At 70.4% G+C, this 22,123-nt stretch carries 21 protein-coding genes, 1 tRNA gene and 1 rRNA gene; 20 read left to right on the forward strand and 3 right to left on the reverse strand.

The window, feature by feature from the left end; genetic code table 11:
• The 12 genes from rrf to xerD all read left to right on the forward strand — a co-directional run.
• Nucleotides 1-86: ribosomal RNA gene (rrf, locus tag ACWEPG_RS26870) — 5S ribosomal RNA — on the forward strand; the annotation flags it as partial.
• A gap of 87 nt (nucleotides 87-173) precedes the next feature.
• Nucleotides 174-1,550: a hypothetical protein gene (locus tag ACWEPG_RS26875; RefSeq protein WP_452595749.1), complete on the forward strand. Its 1,377-nt coding sequence runs from the start codon at nucleotides 174-176 to the stop codon at nucleotides 1,548-1,550.
• A 5-nt stretch (nucleotides 1,551-1,555) separates the two neighbouring features.
• Nucleotides 1,556-2,515, forward strand: coding sequence for an HAD-IIA family hydrolase (locus tag ACWEPG_RS26880; protein WP_452595774.1), 960 nt, complete (start codon nucleotides 1,556-1,558; stop codon nucleotides 2,513-2,515).
• Between the two features lie 84 nt (nucleotides 2,516-2,599).
• Nucleotides 2,600-2,815: a hypothetical protein gene (locus ACWEPG_RS26885; protein ID WP_450116292.1), complete on the forward strand. Its 216-nt coding sequence runs from the start codon at nucleotides 2,600-2,602 to the stop codon at nucleotides 2,813-2,815.
• A gap of 1 nt (nucleotide 2,816) precedes the next feature.
• Nucleotides 2,817-3,632: a TlyA family RNA methyltransferase gene (locus ACWEPG_RS26890; protein ID WP_452595750.1), complete on the forward strand. Its 816-nt coding sequence runs from the start codon at nucleotides 2,817-2,819 to the stop codon at nucleotides 3,630-3,632.
• On the forward strand, nucleotides 3,629-4,642 hold the full coding sequence (locus tag ACWEPG_RS26895; RefSeq protein WP_452595751.1) for an NAD kinase: 1,014 nt from the start codon (nucleotides 3,629-3,631) through the stop codon (nucleotides 4,640-4,642). Before ACWEPG_RS26890 ends, ACWEPG_RS26895 begins: the two co-directional genes overlap by 4 nt.
• Nucleotides 4,632-6,407, forward strand: coding sequence for a DNA repair protein RecN (gene recN / locus ACWEPG_RS26900; protein ID WP_450116295.1), 1,776 nt, complete (start codon nucleotides 4,632-4,634; stop codon nucleotides 6,405-6,407). Before ACWEPG_RS26895 ends, recN begins: the two co-directional genes overlap by 11 nt.
• Before the next feature lie 134 nt (nucleotides 6,408-6,541).
• The gene (steA, locus tag ACWEPG_RS26905; RefSeq protein ID WP_450116296.1) at nucleotides 6,542-7,726 is read left to right on the forward strand and encodes a putative cytokinetic ring protein SteA; all 1,185 of its coding nucleotides are present in this window, start codon (nucleotides 6,542-6,544) and stop codon (nucleotides 7,724-7,726) included.
• Nucleotides 7,723-8,667: a copper transporter gene (locus tag ACWEPG_RS26910; protein WP_450116297.1), complete on the forward strand. Its 945-nt coding sequence runs from the start codon at nucleotides 7,723-7,725 to the stop codon at nucleotides 8,665-8,667. Before steA ends, ACWEPG_RS26910 begins: the two co-directional genes overlap by 4 nt.
• A 148-nt stretch (nucleotides 8,668-8,815) precedes the next feature.
• Complete coding sequence (locus ACWEPG_RS26915; protein WP_450116298.1) at nucleotides 8,816-10,564, forward strand: CTP synthase; 1,749 nt, start codon at nucleotides 8,816-8,818, stop codon at nucleotides 10,562-10,564.
• Between the two features lie 7 nt (nucleotides 10,565-10,571).
• Nucleotides 10,572-11,213: an NUDIX domain-containing protein gene (locus ACWEPG_RS26920; protein WP_450116299.1), complete on the forward strand. Its 642-nt coding sequence runs from the start codon at nucleotides 10,572-10,574 to the stop codon at nucleotides 11,211-11,213.
• A 1-nt stretch (nucleotide 11,214) separates the two neighbouring features.
• On the forward strand, nucleotides 11,215-12,138 hold the full coding sequence (xerD, locus tag ACWEPG_RS26925) for a site-specific tyrosine recombinase XerD (protein ID WP_450116300.1): 924 nt from the start codon (nucleotides 11,215-11,217) through the stop codon (nucleotides 12,136-12,138).
• Between the two features lie 37 nt (nucleotides 12,139-12,175).
• Here xerD and ACWEPG_RS26930 read toward each other — a convergent pair whose 3' ends face one another.
• Nucleotides 12,176-12,970: a potassium channel family protein gene (locus ACWEPG_RS26930; protein WP_452595775.1), complete on the reverse strand. Its 795-nt coding sequence runs from the start codon at nucleotides 12,968-12,970 to the stop codon at nucleotides 12,176-12,178.
• A gap of 274 nt (nucleotides 12,971-13,244) precedes the next feature.
• On the opposite strand from ACWEPG_RS26930, the gene ACWEPG_RS26935 reads away from it, so the two are divergent.
• The 8 genes from ACWEPG_RS26935 to ACWEPG_RS26970 all read left to right on the forward strand — a co-directional run bounded on the left by ACWEPG_RS26935 (nucleotide 13,245) and on the right by ACWEPG_RS26970 (nucleotide 19,828).
• Complete coding sequence (locus ACWEPG_RS26935; RefSeq protein WP_452595752.1) at nucleotides 13,245-13,655, forward strand: hypothetical protein; 411 nt, start codon at nucleotides 13,245-13,247, stop codon at nucleotides 13,653-13,655.
• A gap of 109 nt (nucleotides 13,656-13,764) precedes the next feature.
• Nucleotides 13,765-14,730, forward strand: coding sequence for a ParA family protein (locus ACWEPG_RS26940; protein ID WP_450116302.1), 966 nt, complete (start codon nucleotides 13,765-13,767; stop codon nucleotides 14,728-14,730).
• Nucleotides 14,731-15,567 carry a segregation and condensation protein A gene (locus ACWEPG_RS26945; RefSeq protein ID WP_450116303.1) on the forward strand — a complete coding sequence of 279 codons (837 nt, stop codon included), beginning with the start codon at nucleotides 14,731-14,733 and terminating at the stop codon, nucleotides 15,565-15,567.
• Nucleotides 15,564-16,349 carry an SMC-Scp complex subunit ScpB gene (gene scpB / locus ACWEPG_RS26950; RefSeq protein ID WP_450116304.1) on the forward strand — a complete coding sequence of 262 codons (786 nt, stop codon included), beginning with the start codon at nucleotides 15,564-15,566 and terminating at the stop codon, nucleotides 16,347-16,349. Before ACWEPG_RS26945 ends, scpB begins: the two co-directional genes overlap by 4 nt.
• Before the next feature lie 81 nt (nucleotides 16,350-16,430).
• Nucleotides 16,431-17,462: a pseudouridine synthase gene (locus ACWEPG_RS26955; protein ID WP_452595753.1), complete on the forward strand. Its 1,032-nt coding sequence runs from the start codon at nucleotides 16,431-16,433 to the stop codon at nucleotides 17,460-17,462.
• Between the two features lie 32 nt (nucleotides 17,463-17,494).
• Entirely contained in the window at nucleotides 17,495-18,157 is a 663-nt protein-coding gene (gene cmk, locus ACWEPG_RS26960) for a (d)CMP kinase (protein WP_450116339.1), read from the forward strand.
• Entirely contained in the window at nucleotides 18,154-19,590 is a 1,437-nt protein-coding gene (der, locus tag ACWEPG_RS26965; protein ID WP_450116306.1) for a ribosome biogenesis GTPase Der, read from the forward strand. Before cmk ends, der begins: the two co-directional genes overlap by 4 nt.
• 164 nt (nucleotides 19,591-19,754) lie before the next feature.
• A tRNA-Pro gene (locus tag ACWEPG_RS26970) sits at nucleotides 19,755-19,828 on the forward strand.
• Between the two features lie 86 nt (nucleotides 19,829-19,914).
• On the opposite strand, the gene ACWEPG_RS26975 is transcribed toward ACWEPG_RS26970, so the two are convergent.
• Together ACWEPG_RS26975 and ACWEPG_RS26980 are read right to left on the reverse strand one after the other, a co-directional pair.
• Complete coding sequence (locus tag ACWEPG_RS26975; protein WP_450116307.1) at nucleotides 19,915-21,489, reverse strand: MDR family MFS transporter; 1,575 nt, start codon at nucleotides 21,487-21,489, stop codon at nucleotides 19,915-19,917.
• Entirely contained in the window at nucleotides 21,486-22,103 is a 618-nt protein-coding gene (locus ACWEPG_RS26980) for a TetR/AcrR family transcriptional regulator (RefSeq protein ID WP_450116308.1), read from the reverse strand. Before ACWEPG_RS26980 ends, ACWEPG_RS26975 begins: the two co-directional genes overlap by 4 nt.
• Nucleotides 22,104-22,123: the final 20 nt, after the last annotated feature.

The raw sequence follows: 22,123 nt of genomic DNA on the forward strand, positions 1-22,123 counted from the left end.
GTCCCATTCCGAACCCGGAAGCTAAGCCCTCCAGCGCCGATGGTACTGCACTCGACAGGGTGTGGGAGAGTAGGACACCGCCGTACATAACATCCGAAAGGGGACCCATTCTACTGGGTCCCCTTTCGTGTTTTCATGGTCATGCCAGTGTTGTCTTCGAAGGAGATGTTGTGGTGGACAACAACGAAGATCGCCGTCCGTATGGAAACGGTGATCCGGATCGGCGTCACGGTGGCGCCTCGCAGGGCGGGAACGCTCGCGGCGGCCATCGGCAGGACGGGCAACGGCGAGACGGTCAGAGCAGTGCAGGTCGTGGCGGTGACGGACCCCGTGGTGGTCACCGTGGTGACGATCGCCGCGGTGGCGAACATCGTGGTGGCGGTGACCGCCGAGAGGGCGGGGGTTTCCGCAGCGGCGGAGAACAGCGTGGTGAACGGCGCAGCGACGATCGCCGTGGTGAGCGTTCCGGTGAGCACCGTGGCGGTGGATACCGCGGCGGCGACGATCGGCGTTCCGGTGGTGAGCGTTCCGGTGAGCACCGTGGCGGTGGATACCGCGGCGGCGACGATCGGCGATCTGGTGGTGAGCGTTCCGGCGGTGGATACCGCGGGCGGGACGATCGGCGTGCCGGCGACGATCGGCGTTCCGGTGAACATCGCGGCGGCGGATACCGCGGCGAAGGACGCAGCGATCCCGGCTCCGGCCATCGTGGCGGCGAGTACCGAGGCGATCGCAGTGGCGGCGAGGATCGTCGCGGTGGCGGTGAGCGCCGAGGTGGGGACCGCCGCAGTGGAGGCCCGCAGCGACGCGGCGGCGAGGGCGGTTTCGCGCCGCGGCCTCGCGACGGCGGCGCATCTCCTGAACGGCGTGCACCGCGTCCCGACGAGCCGGACCTGCCCGAAGACATCCAGGCCGGCGAGCTCGATCCCGCGGTCCGGCGTGACCTGCTCAGCCTCGACAAGTCGAATGCGAACACGGTCGCCCGGCACCTGGTGATGGCGAGCAAGCTGCTCGAGGACGATCCGCAGCTGGCGCTCGCGCATGCCCGCGCCGCCCGGCAACGCGCCGGCCGTGTCGCGGTCGTCCGCGAAACCGCGGGCATCGTCGCCTACCACGCCGGCGAATGGGCGGAAGCCCTGTCCGAACTGCGGGCTGCCCGACGTATGGCCGGTGGTCCGGGTCTGCTCGCCGTGATGGCCGACTGCGAACGCGGCCTCGGCCGCCCCGAGCGGGCCATCGAGCTCGGCCGCAGCGAGGAGGCCCGCGCGCTGAAGGGTGACGAGGCCACCGAGCTTCGGATCGTCGTCGCCGGCGCGAGGATGGACCTCGGCCAGTTCGACCAGGCTGTGGTCACGCTGCAGACCCCGGAACTGGATGCGTCGAAGTCCGGTCCGACCGCGGCGCGGCTCTTCTACGCCTACGCAGACGCACTGGTTGCGGCCGGACGCCGCGAGGACGGCCTGAAGTGGTTCCTGAACTCGGCTGCCGCCGACCTCGACGGCGACACCGATGCCGAGGAGCGTGCTGCCGAACTGTCCGGCGACCAGTGAGTGAAATGACGTTGCGGGAGCGGCACGACGTGCTGCTCCTGGACCTGGACGGCACGGTGTATGCCGGCCCGCACGCGATCCCCGGTGCACGGGAGGCTCTGGTCGTCGACGGCGGGCCGCGGCTGTTCTACGTCACCAACAACGCCAGCCGTAGTCCCGCCCAGGTCGCCGGGCATCTCAACGAACTCGGTTTCCCTGCAACGGAATCCGAGGTCGTCACGAGTTCACAGTCGGCCGCGCGTCTGCTCGCGGACCGAGTACCCCCCGGTTCGCCGGTGCTCGTGGTGGGCACCGAGGCCCTCGCCGACGAGGTCCGCGTCGTCGGCCTGCATCCGGTGCGCAGTTTCGACGATGCGCCGGTCGCGGTCGTGCAGGGCCACTCGCCCGACACCGGGTGGCGGATGCTCGCGGAGGCGACACTGGCCGTCCGCGCCGGCGCGTACTGGGTGGCGACGAACGTCGACACCACCCTGCCCACCGAGCGTGGGCTCTGCCTCGGGAACGGTTCGATGGTTGCGGCGGTGCGTACCGCGACCGGGTGCGAACCCGATGTCGCGGGCAAGCCGGCGCGTCCGCTGATGGACGATGCCGTTCGCCGCAGCGCGGCCGGCCGTCCACTCGTGGTGGGGGACCGGATCGACACCGACATCGCCGGCGCCAACGCCGCCGGGCTCGATTCCCTGCTCGTGCTGACCGGTGTCAGCACGCCCCTCGACCTGGTGACGGCGCCGCCGTCGCAGCGCCCGACCTACCTTGCGTACTCGCTGGCGTCGCTCGACGAGGCCCCCGAGTCCCTTGCGATCGCTCCGCACCCGCACGTGTCGGTGTCGTTGGACGGCGCAACACTCACCGTTCGGACGGATCCGTCGGCGTCTGTCGAGGAGGCGACCGTCCTGCGTGCCGCGTTGGCCGCGGCCTGGGCGGCTCCCGAGGTGACCGAGGTACGGGGCGCTCCGCACCTGTGAGTGCATCTCACCCGTACCTGGGGTGAGAATCGCTTGCGGGCGCGAGGCGCGCATTGTCGCGTCGATCGACTAGCGTTGTCGGCGATGAGTACGCCGACACCCAAGCCCGGCCAGCACCTACCGGGTCCACCACCGACCGTCGACCCCGCACAGATTCACGCCGAGGTCGACTCGCTCCTCGCGGGCCTGACCGCGAGCGACATGCCGGACGGTCATCAGGCGATACCCCGGCAGGCACACATTCTCGAGCGTGCGCACGACGTACTCGTGCAGGCGCTGGCGACAGTGGACAAGATCTGAGGTGGCCAGGCGTGCACGAGTCGACGCCGAACTGGTTCGGCGGGGTCTGGCTCGCTCCAGGGAACATGCGGCTCAACTGATCGCGGACGGAAGGGTCCTGATCAACGGGTCGGTCGCCGTCAAACCGGCCACCGGTGTCGAGGCCGGGACACCGCTGCTGGTCACCGAGGAGACCGACGAGGTCTCCTGGGCGTCGCGCGGCGCGCACAAACTGCTCGGCGCACTCGAGGCGTTCGAACCGCAGGGACTGTCGGTGTCCGGTAAACGCTGTCTCGACGCCGGCGCCTCCACCGGCGGATTCACCGATGTCCTGCTCAGTAGGGGCGCGGCCCGGGTCGTGGCCGTCGACGTGGGATACGGCCAGCTGGTATGGCGGTTGCAGTCCGACGATCGCGTGACCGTCGTGGACCGGACCAACGTGCGTTCCCTCGAACCCGAACAGATCGGCGGCCAGGTCGAGGTCGTGGTCGCGGACCTGTCGTTCATCTCGCTGAAGTTGGTGCTGGCGGCGTTCGTCGCCTGCGCGGCGGACGGCGCCGACCTGGTGCCGATGGTCAAACCTCAGTTCGAGGTAGGCAAGGAGCGGGTCGGATCCGGTGGCGTGGTCCGAGACCCCGCCCTTCGCGCGGAGGCCGTGCTCGAGGTGTCGCGTGCGGCGGACGAACTGGGACTGCGCACCCTCGGAGTGGTCGCCAGCCCGCTACCCGGACCGTCCGGCAACGTCGAGTTCTTCCTGTGGCTGCGCAAGCAGGCCGGACCGGGTGCCGAGGACGTCGAGGCCCTCGTCCGGAAGGCCGTCGAGGAGGGTCCCCAGTGACGGGCGCCGAAGGTACGGGCGGCACCGCCGGCGGGCGTGCGGGCGGCACCGCCGCCGGGCGCGAGATCCTCGTCGTGGCGCACACGGGCCACACCGAGATCGCCGACACCACCCGACGGATCGCGCGGGTCTTCGCCGAGGCCGGGATCGGGTTGCGGGTGCTTGCCTCCGAGGCCGACCACACCACTCCGCCGCTCGCGGTCGAGCCCGCCCGCGCGGACCTCGACGGCGTGCGCCTGACCGTCGTCCCGCCGGGCCCCGCCGCGGCGGAGGGGTGCGAACTGGTTCTCGTGCTCGGCGGCGACGGCACGTTCCTGCGCGGCGCCGACCTGGCCCGGGCGGCCGACATTCCGGTGCTCGGCATCAATCTGGGCCGGATCGGGTTCCTCGCCGAGACGGAGGCTGAGCATCTGGAGGAGGCGCTCGGACACCTGGTGCGGCAGGAGTACCGCGTCGAGCGCCGGATGACCATCGACATCGCCGTCCGGGTGGACGACGTGATCGTCGACCGTGGGTGGGCGCTGAACGAGGCGAGCATCGAGAACGTCTCCCGGCTCGGGGTGCTCGAGGTGGTACTCGAGGTCGACGGGCGGCCGGTGTCGTCGTTCGGCTGCGACGGCGTGCTGGTGTCGACACCGACCGGATCGACGGCGTATGCGTTCTCCGCCGGTGGCCCGATCGTGTGGCCGGAACTCGAAGCGCTGCTGGTGATTCCGAGCAACGCCCATGCGCTCTTCGCCCGGCCGATGGTCACCAGCCCGGAGTCGCTGATCGCGGTCGAGACGTTCTCCGGAGGCCACGACGGGCTGGTGTTCTGCGACGGCAGCCGCACCCTGTCGTTGCCGGCGGGCGGACGTGTCGAGGTGGTGCGGGGCGCAGACCCGGTCAAGTGGATCCGCCTCGACTCGGCGCCGTTCGCGGACCGGATGGTGCGGAAGTTCGATCTGCCGGTGCGGGGATGGCGGGGCCGCGGCGGCCGTGGGGAAGGGGACAGCAGGCGTGCTCACTGAAATCCGCATCGACTCCCTCGGCGCGATCTCGAAGGCCGGAGCCCAGTTCCATGAGGGCCTGACCGTGCTCACCGGTGAGACCGGCGCGGGCAAGACGATGGTCGTGACGAGCCTGCACCTGCTCAGCGGCGCCCGCGCCGATGCCGGTCGGGTCCGGGTCGGCGCGCAGCGGGCGGTGGTCGAGGGCCGCTTCGCCACGACGAACGTCGGAGCCCAGGCGGCGGCCGAGGTCGATCGTCTGCTCGAGTCCACCGGAGCCGAACGCGACGAGGACGGCACCGTCATCGCGGTTCGGACCGTTGGTGCGGACGGGCGCTCCCGCGCCCATCTCGGGGGCCGCAGCGTTCCCGCCGGGGCGCTCGCCGAATTGACCACCCCGCTGCTGACCGTCCACGGTCAGAACGACCAGCTGCGGCTGCAGCGACCCGACCAGCAGCGCCAGGCTCTCGACGAATTCGGCGGCGCCACAATCGGTTCCCTGCTCGACAAATATCGGGACCTGCGGGCGCGCTGGCTGGAGGCACGCACCGAACTCGACGAACGCACCCGGAGCAGTCGCGAACTCGCGCAGGAGGTGGACCGGCTCGAGTTCGCGCTCAACGAGATCGACGCCGTCGACCCCCAACCGGGTGAGGACGCCGCGATCGTCGCGGAGGTTCGCCGGCTCGGTGACCTGGACTCGTTGCGGTCCGCGGCCGCCGCGGCGCAGGCCGCGCTCGTCGGCGCTGCCGACCTCGGCGCGGACATGGCGTCCGATGCTGCCGGTGCCCTGGACCTGCTCGGCGACGCCCGGTCCCGGGTCGAGTCGTCCGAGGACCAGGCGCTGACCGTCCTGGCGCCGCGGCTGGCCGAGGCGATCACGATCCTCACCGACGTCTCCTCGGACCTGACGGGCTACCTCGAGGACCTGCCCTCGGACCCGGGTGCGCTGGACACCCTGCTGAGCCGGCAGGCCGAGCTGAAGACGTTGACCCGCAAGTACGCCGCCGACGTGGACGGTGTTCTGGAATGGGCGGCGCAGGCGCGCGAGCGGCGCGGCCGGATCGACGTGTCCGCCGACGCCCTCGCCGCGTTGGCGGCCCGCGTCGACGAGGCCGCCGGGGCGCTCGCCGTCGCCGCGGACGCGCTGAGCAAGGCCCGGGCGAAGGCCGCCGTCAAGCTGGGCAAGGCCGTCTCCACAGAACTCGCCGGGCTCGCGATGGGGAAGGCGAAACTCGACATCGCCGTGCACCCGGTACCTGCGACCGCGGAGGACTCGGCCCCGCTCGAGGTCGGCGGACGCCTGCTGCACGCCGGATCGGCCGGTGTCGACGAGGTGGAGTTCCGGCTCGCCGCACACAGCGGATCGGCGCCGCTGCCACTCGGCAAGAGTGCCTCGGGAGGTGAACTGTCCCGGGTGATGCTGGCGCTCGAGGTCGTGCTCGCCGGTGCGCAGTCCGGCGCAACGATGGTCTTCGACGAGGTCGACGCGGGTGTTGGCGGCCGCGCGGCGGTCGAGATCGGCCGGCGGCTGGCCCGCTTGGCACGCACCCACCAGGTCATCGTCGTCACGCACCTGCCGCAGGTCGCGGCGTTCGCGGACACCCACCTGGTGGTCGACAAGGTGGACGGAAAGCGCAGTGCCGACTCCGGAGTGCGCACCCTCACCGACGACGAACGGGTGGGGGAGCTCGCACGGATGCTCGCAGGTCTAGGGGACACCGAGACCGGTCGCGCGCATGCCGAGGAACTGCTCGCGACGGCGGGTGCCGAGCGGAACTCCTGAGGCCGTCACGCGCAACATGTGACAGGTTCGCGGCGCCTGCAGCCGTGTCGCTGGTGGTGTACGAGTGAAAAGTGAGGTAAGAGACTCGGCGCGCCTCCCGAACGGCGGGACGTGTCGGCGTCATCATCGTGGGCATGAAGATGCCCGCTCTGTTGTCACGAAACACCGAATCGCTGCCGGGAGTCACCGGCATCGCCAGGGTTGATCGCAACACGGCGAAGCTGCTTCGCCGCGTCGGCCCCGGCGACATCGTCGTCCTCGACGAACTCGACCTGGACAGGATCACCGCCGACACGCTGGTGGAGGCCGGCGTCACCGCCGTCGTCAACGTCTCCCCGTCGATCTCCGGCAGGTACCCCAACCTCGGCCCCGAGGTGCTCGTCGCCAACGGGATCGTCCTCGTCGACTCCGTTGGCGAAGAGGCGTTCAAGAAGGTCAAGGACGGGGCCAAGGTCCGTCTGCACGACGGCGGCGTCTACACCGGTGAACGCCGCCTGGTGACTGGGGTCGAGCAGTCGGAGGCGGAGATCTCCGACCTGATGATCGAGGCGAAGACCGGCCTCGTCGACCACCTCGAGGCGTTCTCCGGCAACACCATCGAGTTCATCCGCACCGAGAGTCCCCTGCTGATCGACGGGGTCGGGGTGCCCGACGTCGACGTCGATCTGCGGGATCGGCACGTTGTGGTCGTCGCGGACGGCCCGGACCACGCACAGGACCTGAAGAACCTCAAGCCGTTCATCAAGGAGTACTCGCCGATTCTCGTCGGTGTCGGCGCGGGCGCGGACGCCCTGACCGCCGCCGGTTACCGGCCCGACCTGATCGTCGGCGACCCGGAGGAGGTCACCGCGGACACCCTCAAGTCGGGTGCCGAGGTGGTTCTGCCCGCCGACCCGGACGGGCACGCGCCCGGCCTGGAGCGCATCCAGGACCTCGGTATCGGAGCGATGACGTTCCCCGCTGCCTGCGCTCCCGCCGACCTGGCGTTGCTGCTCGCCGATCATCACGGCGCGTCGCTGATCGTCACCGTCGGCAGCACGGTCTCGCTCGACGAGTTCTTCGACCGTGGCCGGCGGGACGCCAACCCGGCCGCGTTCATGACCCGCCTCAAGGTCGGGCCGAAGCTGGTCGACGCCAAGGCCGTCGCGACCCTGTACCGCAGCCGGGTCTCCGGCGCCGCGATCGCCCTGCTCGTGTTGGCCGCGTTGACGGCGGTGATCGTGGCACTGGTGGTGTCGAACATCGGTGGCGAGGCCCTCGACTGGGCCGTGCAGACGTGGAACAGCTTCGCGCTCTGGGTGCAGGGGCTCTTCAAGTGATCTCTGCGCGTCAACACGCGATCTCGATCGCGGCGATCTTCCTGGCCCTGGCCATCGGTGTGGTGCTCGGATCGGGCACCCTTTCCGACTCCCTGTTGTCGGGGATGCGGGACGACAAGTCCGAACTGCAGAACCAGATCAACGACCTGCACGAGACGAACAACCAACTGGGTGAACAGCTCTCCGCGGCGGACGGTTTCGACTCCGCGGTCGCCGGCCGGGTGGTGCGCGACACGCTCGCGCAACGCACCGTCGTCGTCGTGACCACCCCCGACGCCGACCCCGGCGACCTCGACGGGGTCACCCGGCTGATCGGCGCCGCGGGTGGCACCGTCACCGGCCGGGTCGCGCTGACCGAGGCGTTCGTCGACGCGGCCAACGGCGACCAGCTGCGTACCACCGTCACCAACGTGATCCCCGCCGGGATCCAGTTGCGAACCGGGGCCGTCGACCAGGGGAGCCTCGCGGGCGACCTGCTCGGATCGGTGCTGCTGCTCAACGCGCAGTCCGCGCAGCCGCAGAGCACGCCCGAGGAGCTGGCACTGGCGCTCGACGCGCTGCGGGCCGGCGGCTTCGTCGCGTACGACAACGGCTCGGTGGCGCCCGCGCAGCTCGCAGTGGTCCTCACCGGCGCAGGCAACGCGGGCGACGGCGGAAACCGTGGATCGATCGTCGCCCGGTTCGCGGGCGCACTGGACGGCCGCGGCGCGGGCACCGTCCTCGTCGGCCGCTCCGACGCAGCCCACGGCAACGGTCCGATCGCCGTCGTCCGCTCCGACACCGCACTGTCCGCGGGAGTGAGCACCGTCGACAACGCGGACCGGGAATCCGGCCGGATCACCACCGTGCTCGCCCTCCAGGAACAGCTCGGGGGCGGGTCCGGCCGCTACGGCACCGGACCGAATGCGACGGCCGTCACGGTCGGAGCCCCGATCGGCTGAGCGTCACACGGCGACCCATCGTGAAATTGCGGGAAGCGGCGCGCGGTGCGGAGGTTCCGGCGCACAGGTGTTACCGTGAAGACCCGTGGGTCGGCAGGCCCCAGCTCTACCATTGATCAAGTCCTGCAAGTCGTCACGGGAGCCCTTCTTGCCACTGTCACGCAGTCACACGCGTACCGCCACCAAGCACATCTTCGTCAGCGGGGGCGTCGCGTCCTCGCTCGGCAAGGGCCTGACGGCGTCCAGCCTCGGGCAGCTGCTCACCGCCCGTGGACTGCGGGTGACGATGCAGAAACTCGACCCCTATCTCAACGTCGACCCGGGCACCATGAACCCGTTCCAGCACGGTGAGGTCTTCGTCACCGAGGACGGGGCGGAGACGGATCTCGACGTCGGCCACTACGAGCGGTTCCTCGACCGCGACCTCAACGCGTTCGCGAACGTGACCACCGGGCAGGTGTACTCCTCGGTGATCGCCAAGGAGCGCCGCGGCGAGTACCTCGGCGACACCGTCCAGGTCATCCCGCACATCACCGACGAGATCAAGTCCCGCATCCTCGCGATGGCGGGCCCGGACGCGCAGGGCCAGGAACCGGACGTCGTGATCACCGAGATCGGTGGCACCGTCGGCGACATCGAGTCGCAGCCGTTCCTCGAGGCCGCCCGCCAGGTGCGCCACGACGTCGGCCGCGACAACGTGTTCTTCCTGCACGTCTCGCTGGTGCCGTACCTCGGCCCGTCCGGTGAGCTCAAGACCAAGCCCACCCAGCACTCGGTGGCGGCGCTGCGCAACATCGGCATCCAGCCGGACGCACTGATCCTGCGCTGTGACCGGGACGTGCCGCAGGCACTGAAGGCGAAGATCGCGCTGATGTGCGACGTCGACGTCGACGCCTGCATCTCCACCCCGGACGCCCCGTCCATCTACGACATCCCGAAGGTGCTGCACAGCGAGGGCCTCGACGCCTACGTGGTGCGTCAGCTCGGCCTGCCGTTCCGGGACGTGGACTGGACCGTGTGGGGCGACCTGCTCGAGCGCGTCCACAACCCGCGCGAGACGGTGCGCGTCGCTCTCGTCGGCAAGTACGTCGACCTGCCCGACGCCTACCTGTCCGTCACCGAGGCACTGCGTGCCGGTGGATTCGCGCACCGCGCCAAGGTCGAGATCGACTGGGTGCCGTCGGACGTGTGCGAGACCGAGGCCGGCGCCCAGGAGGCGCTCGGCGAGGTGGACGCGGTGCTGATCCCCGGCGGCTTCGGCATCCGCGGGATCGAGGGCAAGCTCGGCGCCATCACCTACGCCCGCACCCGCGGCATCCCGCTGCTCGGGCTGTGCCTCGGCCTGCAGGCCGTGGTGATCGAGGCCGCCCGCTCGGTGGGGCTGACCGACGCCAACTCCGCCGAGTTCGAGCCCGACACCAAGCATCCCGTCATCTCCACGATGGCCGACCAGGAGGACATCGTCGCCGGCGAAGCCGACCTCGGTGGCACCATGCGCCTCGGCGCGTACCCGGCGGTGCTGGACAAGGGCTCGGTCGTCGCCCGCGCGTACGGTTCCGAAACCGTGTCCGAGCGGCACCGTCACCGCTACGAGGTGAACAACTCGTACCGGGACCGGATCGCGAAGTCCGGCTTGAAGTTCAGCGGCACCTCCCCGGACGGGCACCTCGTCGAGTTCGTCGAACTGCCGGCCGACAAGCACCCGTTCTTCGTTGCGACGCAGGCACATCCGGAGCTCAAGAGCCGGCCCACTCGCCCGCACCCGCTGTTCGCGGCGTTCGTCGGGGCGGCCCTGAAGTACAAGGCCGCCGAGCGGCTCGAGGTCGACGTGCACCCCGAGGACGCCGTCGAGACGGTCGAGACCGCCGCCGCCGCCGACGCCCCCAGCGCCGGCTGATCCGGCGATGAGCCGCCCGGGAGAACACGACTTCGACACCCTCGCCAGCCGCACCGTCTACGAGGGTGCGATCGTCGCGTTGCGGGTGGACCAGGTCGCGATGCCGGGCGGCACCATCGCGAGCCGCGAAGTGGTCGAACACCACGGCGCGGTCGCGGTGGTCGCGGTCGACGACCAGGACCGGCTCGTGATGATCAACCAGTATCGGCATCCCCTCGGGCGCCGGCTCTGGGAACTGCCCGCCGGTCTCCTCGACGCCGCGGGGGAGGACCCCGTCGACGCGGCCCGGCGTGAACTCGTCGAGGAGACCGGGCTGGCGGCCGCGCACTGGTCGGTGCTTGTCGACGTGGCCGTCTCACCCGGATTCACCGACGAGGCGATCCGCGTGTACCTGGCGACGGGCCTGTCGGAAGTGGACCGGCCCGACCCCGAACACGAGGAGGCCGACCTCGAGATAGTGCGGGTCCCGGTCGCCGAGACGGTCGAGCGCGCCCTGTCGGGGGAGATCGTCAACGCGACCGCACTGTCGGGCATCCTGGCGCTCGCCGCGGCCCGTGCCCGCGACGGTGCGGACGTCGTCGGTCGTCCCACCGACGCCGCCTGGGTGGACCGGCCCACCGCACTGGACCGGCGCAGGCACGGCGCCTGACGTGCTCGCCGAACAGGTCGGGGGGTACCTGGCCCACCTCGCGGTCGAACGTGGGGTGGCCAAGAACACCCTGTCGTCCTACCGCCGCGACCTGGAGCGATACAGCGAGTACCTCACGTCCCGTGGCATCGACGACCTCGACCGGGTCGCCGAACGGCACATCACCGACTTCGTCGTGGTGCTGCGCCGCGGCGACTCCGGGAACGGCGTCCGCCCGCTTGCGCCCGCGTCCGCGGCCCGGGCCCTGATCGCGGTCCGTGGGCTGCACAAGTTCGCCACCGCCGAGGGATACACCCGCGCCGACGTCGCGCACGCCGTCAAACCGCCGTCCCCGAGCCGGCGACTGCCGAAATCGCTACCCGTCGACCAGGTGCTCGCCCTGATCGAGTCCACCGGTGGGGAGGACGCCGGGGACCAGCCTCGTGCCCTGCGGGACCGGGCGCTGCTCGAGGTGCTGTACTCCACCGGCGCCCGCATCTCGGAGGCCGTCGGGCTGGACCTCGACGACATCGATGCCGTCGACCGGGCCGTGCTGCTCCGTGGCAAAGGCGGCAAGGACCGCATCGTTCCGATCGGCCGCCCCGCCCTCGCCGCGCTCGAGGCGTATCTGGTGCGCGGGCGGCCCGCACTCGTCTCCCGGGGCGGTCCCGCGGTGTTCCTGAACTCCCGCGGAGGCCGGTTGACCCGGCAGAGCGCCTGGCAGGTGCTGCGGTCGGCGGCGGACCGGGTCGGTCTCGCCGACGGCGTCTCCCCGCACACGCTGCGGCACTCGTTCGCCACGCACCTCCTCGACGGTGGTGCCGACGTCCGGGTCGTGCAGGAATTGCTCGGGCACGCGTCCGTGACCACCACGCAGATCTACACCCTCGTGACCATCGGCTCCCTGCGCGAGGTGTGGGCCGGCGCGCATCCGCGCGCCCTGTGATCCTCCGGCCCCATCCGCCCCTGGGGACGCTCGCGCCTCAGGGGCGGACCGGGGCCTTCTCGCGGTCCCCGTTCGCGTGCAGGGCGCTCGGGTCGCCCCCGCCGGCGGTGAGGGCGCGCACCGCGTCGCGCAGTTCGGCGATCTCGGCGTGCAGCGAGGTGATCTGCTGTGCGGTCGCGGCGCGGTTGCCGTCGTCCTCCTCGGCGACCCGTTGCACGATCCACGACGCGACGGTCACCGTCACCACACCGATGAGGCTGATCCCGCCGACCATCAGCAGCACCGCGATGATCCGGCCACTCGTGGTGACGGGCGCGTAGTCGCCGTAACCCACCGTGGTGACGGTGGTGATCGACCACCACAGCGCCTCGCCGAACGACGAGATCACGGCGTCAGGGTGTCCGCGTTCGGATTCCAGCATGGCCAGTGAGGCGACATAGATGAACAGGACCGCGCTGCTGACCGTGTAGACGACGACGCGTCCCCGGATGGCGCCGCCGAGCGCCCGCTGCAACGCCGCAACCAGCACCAGCAGGCGCAGCATCCGCAGCGGACGCAACAGGGGAAGCGCCACCACTGCGAGATCGACGAGATGGAGTACGAACCAGCGTCCGCGGTCGGGCGCGAGGGTCAGTCGGACTACGTAGTCGACGGCGAACACCGCCCAGGAGAGGACGACGACGACGTCCAGTGCCGCGTCCGTCCACGTGCGGGGCTGAGCGAGTACCTGCACCGAATAGGCGACCAGGAACGTGAGAGCGACCAGCGCGAGGGGCCACTCGGCTCGCCGTTCCCACCGTTCGAGCCGGGTCGCTCCGACGGTCGAATCGATGTTCGGTCGCTGCCACCACTGGCCGCGGTTCTCCCCGCCGTTCGCGCTCACCACGAGGGAGAACGGTAGCGGCTCGAGGGCGGGCCCACCGCGATTGCGGCCGGTGGGCCGCGACGTCGACGCCTCCGGCCGTCGGGGCCGGAGGCGGGGGACAGGAACACTGCGACCCGTCAGTGGGACCGGTCGCCCAGCCGAGCGGCCTGGCCGCGGTGAGTCGGCGGGCCGAGTCGGCATTCGGGTGGTTGGATGTTCGCAACCGGACCCGAGGAGCTCCATGCGAACCCGATTCCGTACCGCCGCCCGCTCGGTCGCCGCGGCCGAGAACGTCAACGTGGTGCCGTCGGTCGGCGGCGCGCACACCCACACCGACTGGCAGGCGGCGGATCCGGTGACGGGCAGGCCGGCCTACGAGACATTTCTCACTCGGGAGCTGCCGCGACCGATCGACTGCGCGCACGGGGGCAACGCCGTCGCCGGCGCGCAGCTGCTCGCCGACCCGCCTATGGAGACCGGCGTGTCCGGGGAGTTCGATTCCCTCGTCTGCCCGGCGACGACGGGATCGGTGCTCGCCGGGCAGGGCATCGCGCACACGATGAATCTGCGACCGGTGGGCACGCACAAGTGGGGTTACCGGAACGACGAACTGCGCAGCTCCCGGCCGGTGTTGCCGGGGTCGCTGCGCTGAAGTCGCCGGACGTGACCGGGCTGGGCGCGCGTGTCCGTGAGGGGTTCGGGCGGCCAGACGGTAGCGTCTGTGGCGAGCATGCACGAGCGAGGAAGGGGGCCATCGGACTGTGATGACACCTCAGCCGCCCTCGGCGACGGCGCACGACGACATCGCCGAAACGCGTCCGGTTCCGCGGGAACCGGACCTGTCGGGCACACCCGGCGTGGACAGCGTTGCGGGCGCCGGCGGTGAGCCGGAACTGGGCCCGACGGGCCGACCCCTGAGGGAGGTTCCCGAACCGCAGCCCCTCGCCTCCCACGGCCCCGCCAAGGTCATCGCGATGTGCAACCAGAAGGGTGGCGTCGGCAAGACCACCTCGACCATCAACCTCGGTGCCTCCCTCGCGGAGTACGGACGCCGGGTCCTGCTCGTCGACCTCGACCCGCAGGGTGCGCTGTCGGCGGGCCTCGGCGTCGCACACCACGATCTCGACCTCACCGTGCACAACCTGCTCGTCGACCGGAAGGTCTCGATCGACGACGTGCTGATGCGCACGCGCGTCGACGGACTGGACCTGCTTCCCAGCAACATCGACCTCTCCGCCGCCGAGATCCAGCTGGTCACCGAGGTCGGTCGGGAACAGACGCTCGGCCGCGCGCTCTACCCGGTGCTCGACCGCTACGACTACATCCTCATCGACTGTCAGCCCTCCCTCGGTCTGCTCACCGTCAACGCGCTCGCCTGCGCGGAGGGCGTGATCATTCCGATGGAGTGCGAGTACTTCAGCCTCCGCGGGCTGGCGCTGCTCAACGACACCGTCGAGAAGGTCCGCGACCGGCTCAACCCACGCCTGCAGATGTCGGGCATCGTGGTGACCATGTTCGACGCGCGCACCCTGCACGCCCGCGAGGTGATGACCCGCGTGGTGGAGGTGTTCGGGGACCTCGTCTACGACACCGTCGTCAACCGCACCGTACGCTTCCCGGAGACCAGCGTTGCCGGTGAGCCGATCACCACCTGGGCTCCGAAATCTGGTGGTGCGCAAGCGTATCGGGCGCTCGCGCGCGAGGTGATCGCGAGGTCCGGTCGGTAGATGGACGCGGAAACCACCGCCGCGACCGAGCCCGAGGACGGTGCCGAGAGCGGCGGATTCCGGGTTCGGCTGCGCAATTTCGAGGGACCGTTCGACCTCCTTCTGACGCTGATCAGCCAGCGTCGCCTCGACGTCACCGAGGTCGCGCTGCACCAGGTCACCGACGACTTCATCGCCTACACGCGGGAACTCGGCGCCGACATGGGCCTCGACCAGACCACCGAGTTCCTGGTCGTCGCGGCAACCCTGCTGGACCTCAAGGCCGCGCGGCTCCTGCCGTCCGGCGAGGTCGAGGATCCCGAGGACCTGGCCCTGCTCGAGGCCCGGGACCTGCTCTTCGCGCGCCTGCTGCAGTACCGGGCGTACAAGCAGGTCGCGCAACTGTTCGCCGAGCTCGAATCGGTCGCGCTGCGCCGCTACCCCCGTTCGGTCGCGTTGGAGGACCGCTACGTCGGGCTGCTGCCCGAGGTGCTGCTCGGCGTCGATGCGGCCGCGTTCGCGGACATCGCCGCCGCCGCGTTCGTCCCGCGGCCGGTTCCGACCGTCGGTCTCGACCACCTGCACGCGTCGACGGTGTCGGTGCCGGAACAGGCGGCGCTGCTCCTGGACCTGCTTCGGGAACGCGGGCCGGGGGAGTGGTCGGGTTTCGGTGAGCTCGTCGCCGATTGCGAGGTGACCGTGCAGATCGTGGCACGATTCCTGGCGCTGCTCGAGCTGTACCGGCAGCGGGCCGTGGCGTTCGACCAGCCCGAGCCGCTCGGGGAGCTGCGGGTCAGCTGGACCGGGGAAGGATCGACCGACGGTCGGGCGTTGGTGAGTGCGGAGGATTACGGATGAGTGAGCTCGAGGGCGCCGAGGCATCGCAGGACGCGGGGTCACCGCACGACACGGTGACCCAGCAGGACGCGGTGCCACCGGAGGGCTTGGGGGCGCCGCAGGGCGCGGACCGGCTGGACGTCGAGGAAGGGGCCGAGGACAGGCTCGACGACGACGAGCTCGAGTCCGCGCTGGAGGCGATGCTGCTGGTGATCGACACTCCCGTGCCGGGTGAGGCGCTGGCGACCGCGGTCGGCGAACCTCCGAAGCGGGTGGCGCAGATGCTCCGCCGGATGTCGGCCGCCCTGACCGCGCGCCGCAGCGGGATCGACCTCCGCCACGCCGGGGACGGCTGGCGGTACTACACCCGCAACGAGTACGCGCCGTATGTCGAACGACTGCTCCTCGACGGGGTCAGGTCGAAGCTCACACGTGCAGCGTTGGAAACCTTGGCGGTTGTTGCGTACCGTCAACCTTTGACCCGTGCACGGGTGAGCGCGGTGCGCGGAGTGAACGTCGACGGCGTCATGCGCACCCTGATCGCCCGGGGACTGATCGCTGAGGCCGGGACGGACCCCGGGACGAACGCGACAACCTACGTGACGACCGAGCTGTTCCTCGAACGGCTCGGGCTGGCTTCGCTGGCGGATCTGCCGCCGTTGGCACCGTTGCTGCCCGATGTCGACGTGATCGACGACATCAGCGAGGACATGGAGTCCGACCCGCGATTCGCGAAGCTGCGAGCTGCGCGGACGGACACCGAACCCGTCGTCGACACCGGCGTCGACGACGAGCACAACTGATCGATGAACGACAACATTCATTCGATCTGATCGAGTGAACGCATCCGTTCACTCGAACGAGAAGAAGTGACAGGAAGAAAAGTGAACAGATCCGCTCGCCGAGATGGCACACCGGACAGGGGCAGGGGAAACCCGGCCCGTAAGACGACAGGCAAGAAGGACGCCCCGCGTACCAGTGCTGGCGGTCCGAAGAAGCCGCACCGCGGCCAGGCCGCAGCCGCAACCCGGGGCGCAGGGGCAGGCGCGACCAACAAGCGGGGCAAGCCGAAGCAGGCCAAGCCGCAGCGCCAGCAGGTGCCGGTCACCCCGAAGATCAGCAACGCCAAACCCGCCCGGCACCAGCACACCGAGAGCGTGGCGCCGACGCAGTTGCCCGCCGGTGAGGGCGTGCGGCTGCAGAAGGTGCTCGCGCAGGCCGGCGTCGCCTCGCGCCGCGCCGCCGAGGAACTCATCGAGCAGGGCCGCGTCGAGGTCGACGGCCGCATCGTCGTCGAGCAGGGACTGCGTGTCGACCCCGAGAACGCGGTGGTCCGGGTCGACGGCATCCGCGTCGTCGTCAAGAAGGACCTGGTGCACATCGCGCTGAACAAGCCGCGCGGCTGGCAGTCGACGATGTCCGACGACCTGGGGCGGCCGTGCATCGGCGACATCGTCTCCGAGCGGGTGTCCGCGGGGCAGCGACTGTTCCACGTCGGCCGGCTCGACGCCGACACCGAGGGACTGATCCTGCTGACCAATGACGGCGACCTCGCGCACCGGCTGATGCACCCGTCGTTCGAGGTGCCGAAGACGTACCTCGCGACCGTCCACGGTGTCGTCGACCGCAGCCTCGGCAAGAAGCTCAAGGCCGGCGTCGAGCTCGAGGACGGGCCCGCGAAGGTCGACTCGTTCACGCTCCTCGACATCAACGGCGGCCAGTCGCTGGTGAAGGTCGTGCTGCACGAGGGTCGCAAGCACATCGTGCGCCGTCTCCTCGACGCAGTCGGGCACCCGGTGGTGCGCCTGGTCCGCACCGACATCGGTGCCGTCTCCCTCGGCGACGGGCGTCCCGGCACCCTGCGGGTGCTCGGCCGCGGCGAGGTCGGCAGCCTGTACAAGGCGGTCGGACTGTGAGCGACGACGTGATCGTGCCCCTGGTGGTGGCGATGGACGGCCCGTCCGGTACCGGCAAGTCCAGCGTGTCCCGGCGGCTCGCCGACGCCCTCGCCGCCCGGTACCTCGACACCGGTGCGATGTACCGGATCGCGACACTGCACGTGCTGCGGTCGGGCGTCGACGTCGACGACCCGGACGCCGTTGCCGCCGCCACCGAGGCGCTCGACCTGTCGATCGGCACCGACCCCGCATCGGACCGGGTGCTGCTCGCCGGCGAGGACGTCACCGACGAGATCCGCGGCGGCGCCGTCACCGGGGCCGTGTCCGCGGTGTCCGCGGTGCCCCGGGTGCGGGACCTGCTCGTCGACAAGCAGCGCGCGTTCATCGCGCAGCACCCACGGATCGTGGTGGAGGGCCGTGACATCGGCACCGTCGTGTTGCCGGACGCGGACGTGAAGATCTACCTCACCGCCTCCGCGGAGGCCCGCGCGTTGCGGCGCAACGCGCAGAACGTCGCGGAGGGCCGCGGCGACGACTACAAGGCCGTGCTCGCGGACGTGCAGCGTCGCGACCACCTGGACTCGACCCGCGCGGTGTCCCCGCTGCGGCCCGCCGAGGACTCGGTGATCGTGGACACCAGCGAGATCGGAATCGACGACGTGATCGGCCGGCTGCTGCTGGTGGTCCGCGACAGGACTGGAGTGGTGCAGTGAGCGACGCATTCGAATTCGGCGGGGACGCGTATTCCGGCGACGGCACCTGGAACGAGGAAACCGACTGGGAGATGGCCGACTTCATCGGCGAGGAGGAGGGCGAGGAACACGTCGCCGTCCCGACGCTGGCGATCGTCGGCCGACCCAACGTCGGCAAGTCCACCCTGGTGAACCGGATCATCGGCCGCCGTGAGGCCGTCGTGGAGGACATCCCCGGTGTCACCCGGGACCGCGTCTCCTACGACGCGAACTGGGCCGGACGCCGATTCATGGTTCAGGACACCGGTGGTTGGGAACCGGACGCGAAGGGGCTGCAGCAGTCCGTCGCACGGCAGGCCGAACTGGCCATGCAGACCGCGGACGCCATCATCCTGGTGGTGGACGCGGTGGTGGGCGCGACCGCAACCGACGAGGCGGTCGCCAGGGTGCTGCGCCGATCCAAGACGCCGGTTCTGTTGGTGGCCAACAAGGTTGACGACGAACGTACAGAGGCCGAGGCGGCCGCGCTGTGGTCGCTCGGGCTGGGGCAGCCGTACCCGGTCAGCGCCATCCACGGCCGCGGGACCGGCGACCTGCTCGACGAGGTGCTCGCCGTGCTGCCGGAGACGCCGCGCGAGGGCACCGGCGGGCAGGGCCCGCGCCGGGTCGCGCTGGTCGGCAAGCCGAACGTCGGCAAGTCGAGCCTGATCAACAAGCTGTCCGGCGACGAACGGTCCGTCGTGCACGACGTCGCGGGCACCACCGTCGACCCGGTCGACTCGCTCGTCGAGCTCGGCGGGAAGGTGTGGCGTTTCGTCGACACCGCCGGGCTGCGCCGCAAGGTCAGCCACGCCAGCGGGCACGAGTTCTACGCCTCGCTGCGCACCAAGTCGGCGATCGAGGCCGCCGAGGTCGCGATCCTGCTGATCGACGCGTCGCTGCCGATCACCGAGCAGGACCTGCGGGTGCTGTCGATGGTCGCCGAGACCGGCCGCGCGCTGGTCCTGGCGTTCAACAAGTGGGACCTCGTCGACGAGGACCGCCGGTTGATGCTGGAGAAGGAGATCGACCGGGAACTGGTGCGGGTGCCGTGGGCGCAGCGCGTCAACATCTCCGCCCACACCGGCCGGGCCGTCCAGAAGCTCGTTCCCGCGCTGGAGACGGCACTGGAGTCGTGGGACAAGCGGGTACCGACGGGTCGCCTCAACACCTGGCTCAAGGAGGTCGTCGCCGCGACCCCGCCGCCGATGCGCGGTGGACGCCTGCCCCGGGTCATGTTCGCCACGCAGGCGGGCACCCGGCCGCCGACGTTCGTGCTGTTCACCACCGGATTCCTCGAGGCCGGCTACCGCCGGTTCCTCGAACGCCGGCTGCGTGAGGAGTTCGGCTTCGACGGCAGCCCGGTGCGGATCTCCGTGCGGGTGCGGGAGAAGCGGGACCGCAAGAAGCGCTAGACGCGGGCGGGCGGCGCGCCCTCGGTCACCGAGGGCGCGCCACCGCACGGGCGTAGATCGTGACGCCCCACCGCCTCCGGCGGTAATCGTGACGCGCTGACCAGCCGATTCGCGGTTGGGAGTGTCACTGTTGTAATCTTCTCAAGCGCCCGCAAGGACGTGGACGGGCTGTGGCGCAGCTTGGTAGCGCACCTGACTGGGGGTCAGGTGGTCGCAGGTTCAAATCCTGTCAGCCCGACAGACGAAAGGCCCCGGCGAGACATCTCGCCGGGGCCTTTCTCGTGTGTACTGACGTGGGCCACTCACGGCACGCCCGGTGACCGGTCAGCTTTCGGCCGCGGTGGCGTCCGAATCGGGGACGTCGCGGTCGACCGTGGTCGCCAACGGCTTCTCGACCAGGCACACAAGTGCGACCAGGGCGACGACGGCCAGCGGCACCATGTATCCGTAGATCGGCAGCAGCGCCTCGTTGTAGGACTCCAGCACCGGGACCCGCACGGTGTCGGGCAGCGCGTTGACCGTGGCCGGGGTCAGCGAGTTCAGGTCCCCGGCGCCGGCCTCGCCCGGGCCCGGCAACCGGTCGCCGAGCAGGTCGGTGAGACGGGCCCCGAAGATCGACCCCACGATCGCCGAGCCGACGGTGGCGCCGACCTGGCGGAAGTAGTTGATCGACGCGGTCGCGGTGCCGACGATGCTGCCGGGGAACGAGTTCTGCACGATCAGGGTCAGGATCTGCAGGCTCAGACCGAGACCGAAGCCGAAGACGCCCAGGTACAGGCACAGCAGGGGCAGCGGGCTGTCGATGTGGAGGGTGGACAGCAGGGCGAGCCCGACGCCCATGGCGGCGGCGCCGGCGATCGGGAACATCTTGTACCGACCGGTCCGCGTGACCAGCGCGCCCGAGGCGGTCGAGGCGACCAGCAACGACCCCATCATGGGCATCATCAGCAGGCCGGCCTGGGCGGCGTCGACACCGGAGACCATCTGGATGTAGGTGGGCATGTAGCCGATGACACCGAACATGGCGATGCCGAACATGAGTGCGGCGACGACGGTGAGGACGAAGTTCCGGTCCGCGAACAGCGACATCGGGATCACCGGGTTCGCGACCCGGAGTTCGGTGAACACGAATGCGACCGCGAGCACGACCGCCGCGACGATCAGGCCGATGATCGTGGCCGAACCCCACTCGTACTGGTTGCCGCCCCAGGTGCAGACCAGCACGATCGCGGTGGTCGCGCCCGCGACCAGGGCCATGCCGGGGTAGTCGATGCTCGGGCGGTGCTCGCGGTGGACCTTCGGCAGTCGCAGGAACAGCACGGTCGCCAGCACCGCGAGGGCGCCGAGTGGCACGTTGATCCAGAACGCCCATCGCCAGCCCGGCCCCTCGGTCAGCCATCCGCCGAGCAGCGGCCCGGCGACGGAGGAGACGGCGAAGACGGCGCCCATCACGCCCATGTACTTGCCGCGGCTGCGGGCGGGCACCACGTCCGCGATCGCGGCCTGCGAGAGGATCATCAACCCGCCGCCGCCGATGCCCTGGACGACGCGGCCGGCGATGAGCCATTCGATGTCACCGGCGAGCGCGCCGACCACCGATCCGGCGACGAAGGTTCCGATGGCGAAGATCAGCACCGGCTTTCGGCCCAGGAGGTCGCTGATGCGGCCGTAGACGGGCATCATGATGGTGCTCGCCAGGATGTAGCCGGTGATCACCCAGGTCATGTGGTCCACGCCGTTCAGCTCACCCACGATGGTGGGAAGCGCGGTGGACAGGACGGTCTGGTTCAGTGACGCCAGCAGCATCGTCACCATCAGTCCGGCGAAGAGCAGCGTGATGCTGCCCGATCCGGTGGTGCTGTCCGTGGTGTCCGGTCCGTCGGTCTTCACGGTGGTCACGAGATCTCCTCGATTGCGTTGCGGAACACGGAGATTGCGGACTCGAGCGCATCGGAGTGCGCGGAGTTCAGCGCGCTCGGGTCGCGGGTGTAGGCGAACCGGAGCACGGTGCCCGCCAGCATCACCAGTGCCCGGGTGGATTCCGCGGACCGGTGGCCTCCAGCCCCGCCCGCTCCACCGGCGGCGTGCTCGTCGAGCGCGGCGCCGACCAGTTTCTCGGCGGCCGAGACGTGCTCGGACAGGCGCTCGCGCAGTACCGGGAACTCACGGACGAGGGCCGGCACGTCCGTGGCCGAGGTGGGGCCGAACGTGGACTGCACGACCGCGACGATCAGGCGCATGGTGCGGGTGAACCGGTCCCCGTCGCCCGAGTCGAAGTAGCGCGACAGCGCGTCCTCGGGTGCCGACGGCGCCGAGGTGCCCAGGATCGCGTCCTCCTTCGACGCGAAATAGTTGAAGAACGTGCGCCGCGACACGCCCGCCCGATCGGTGATCGCGTCGATCGTCGCGGCAGGCAGACCGTGTTCGCGCGCCAGGGACATCGCGGCCGCATGCAGTTCCAGGGCGGTCCGTGCTCGGTGACGGGCGCGCAGCGTGGTCCGAGAATCATTCACCCGGGCAATATTTGCACTGG

The sequence above is a fragment of the Rhodococcus sp. NPDC004095 genome (assembly GCF_053604015.1).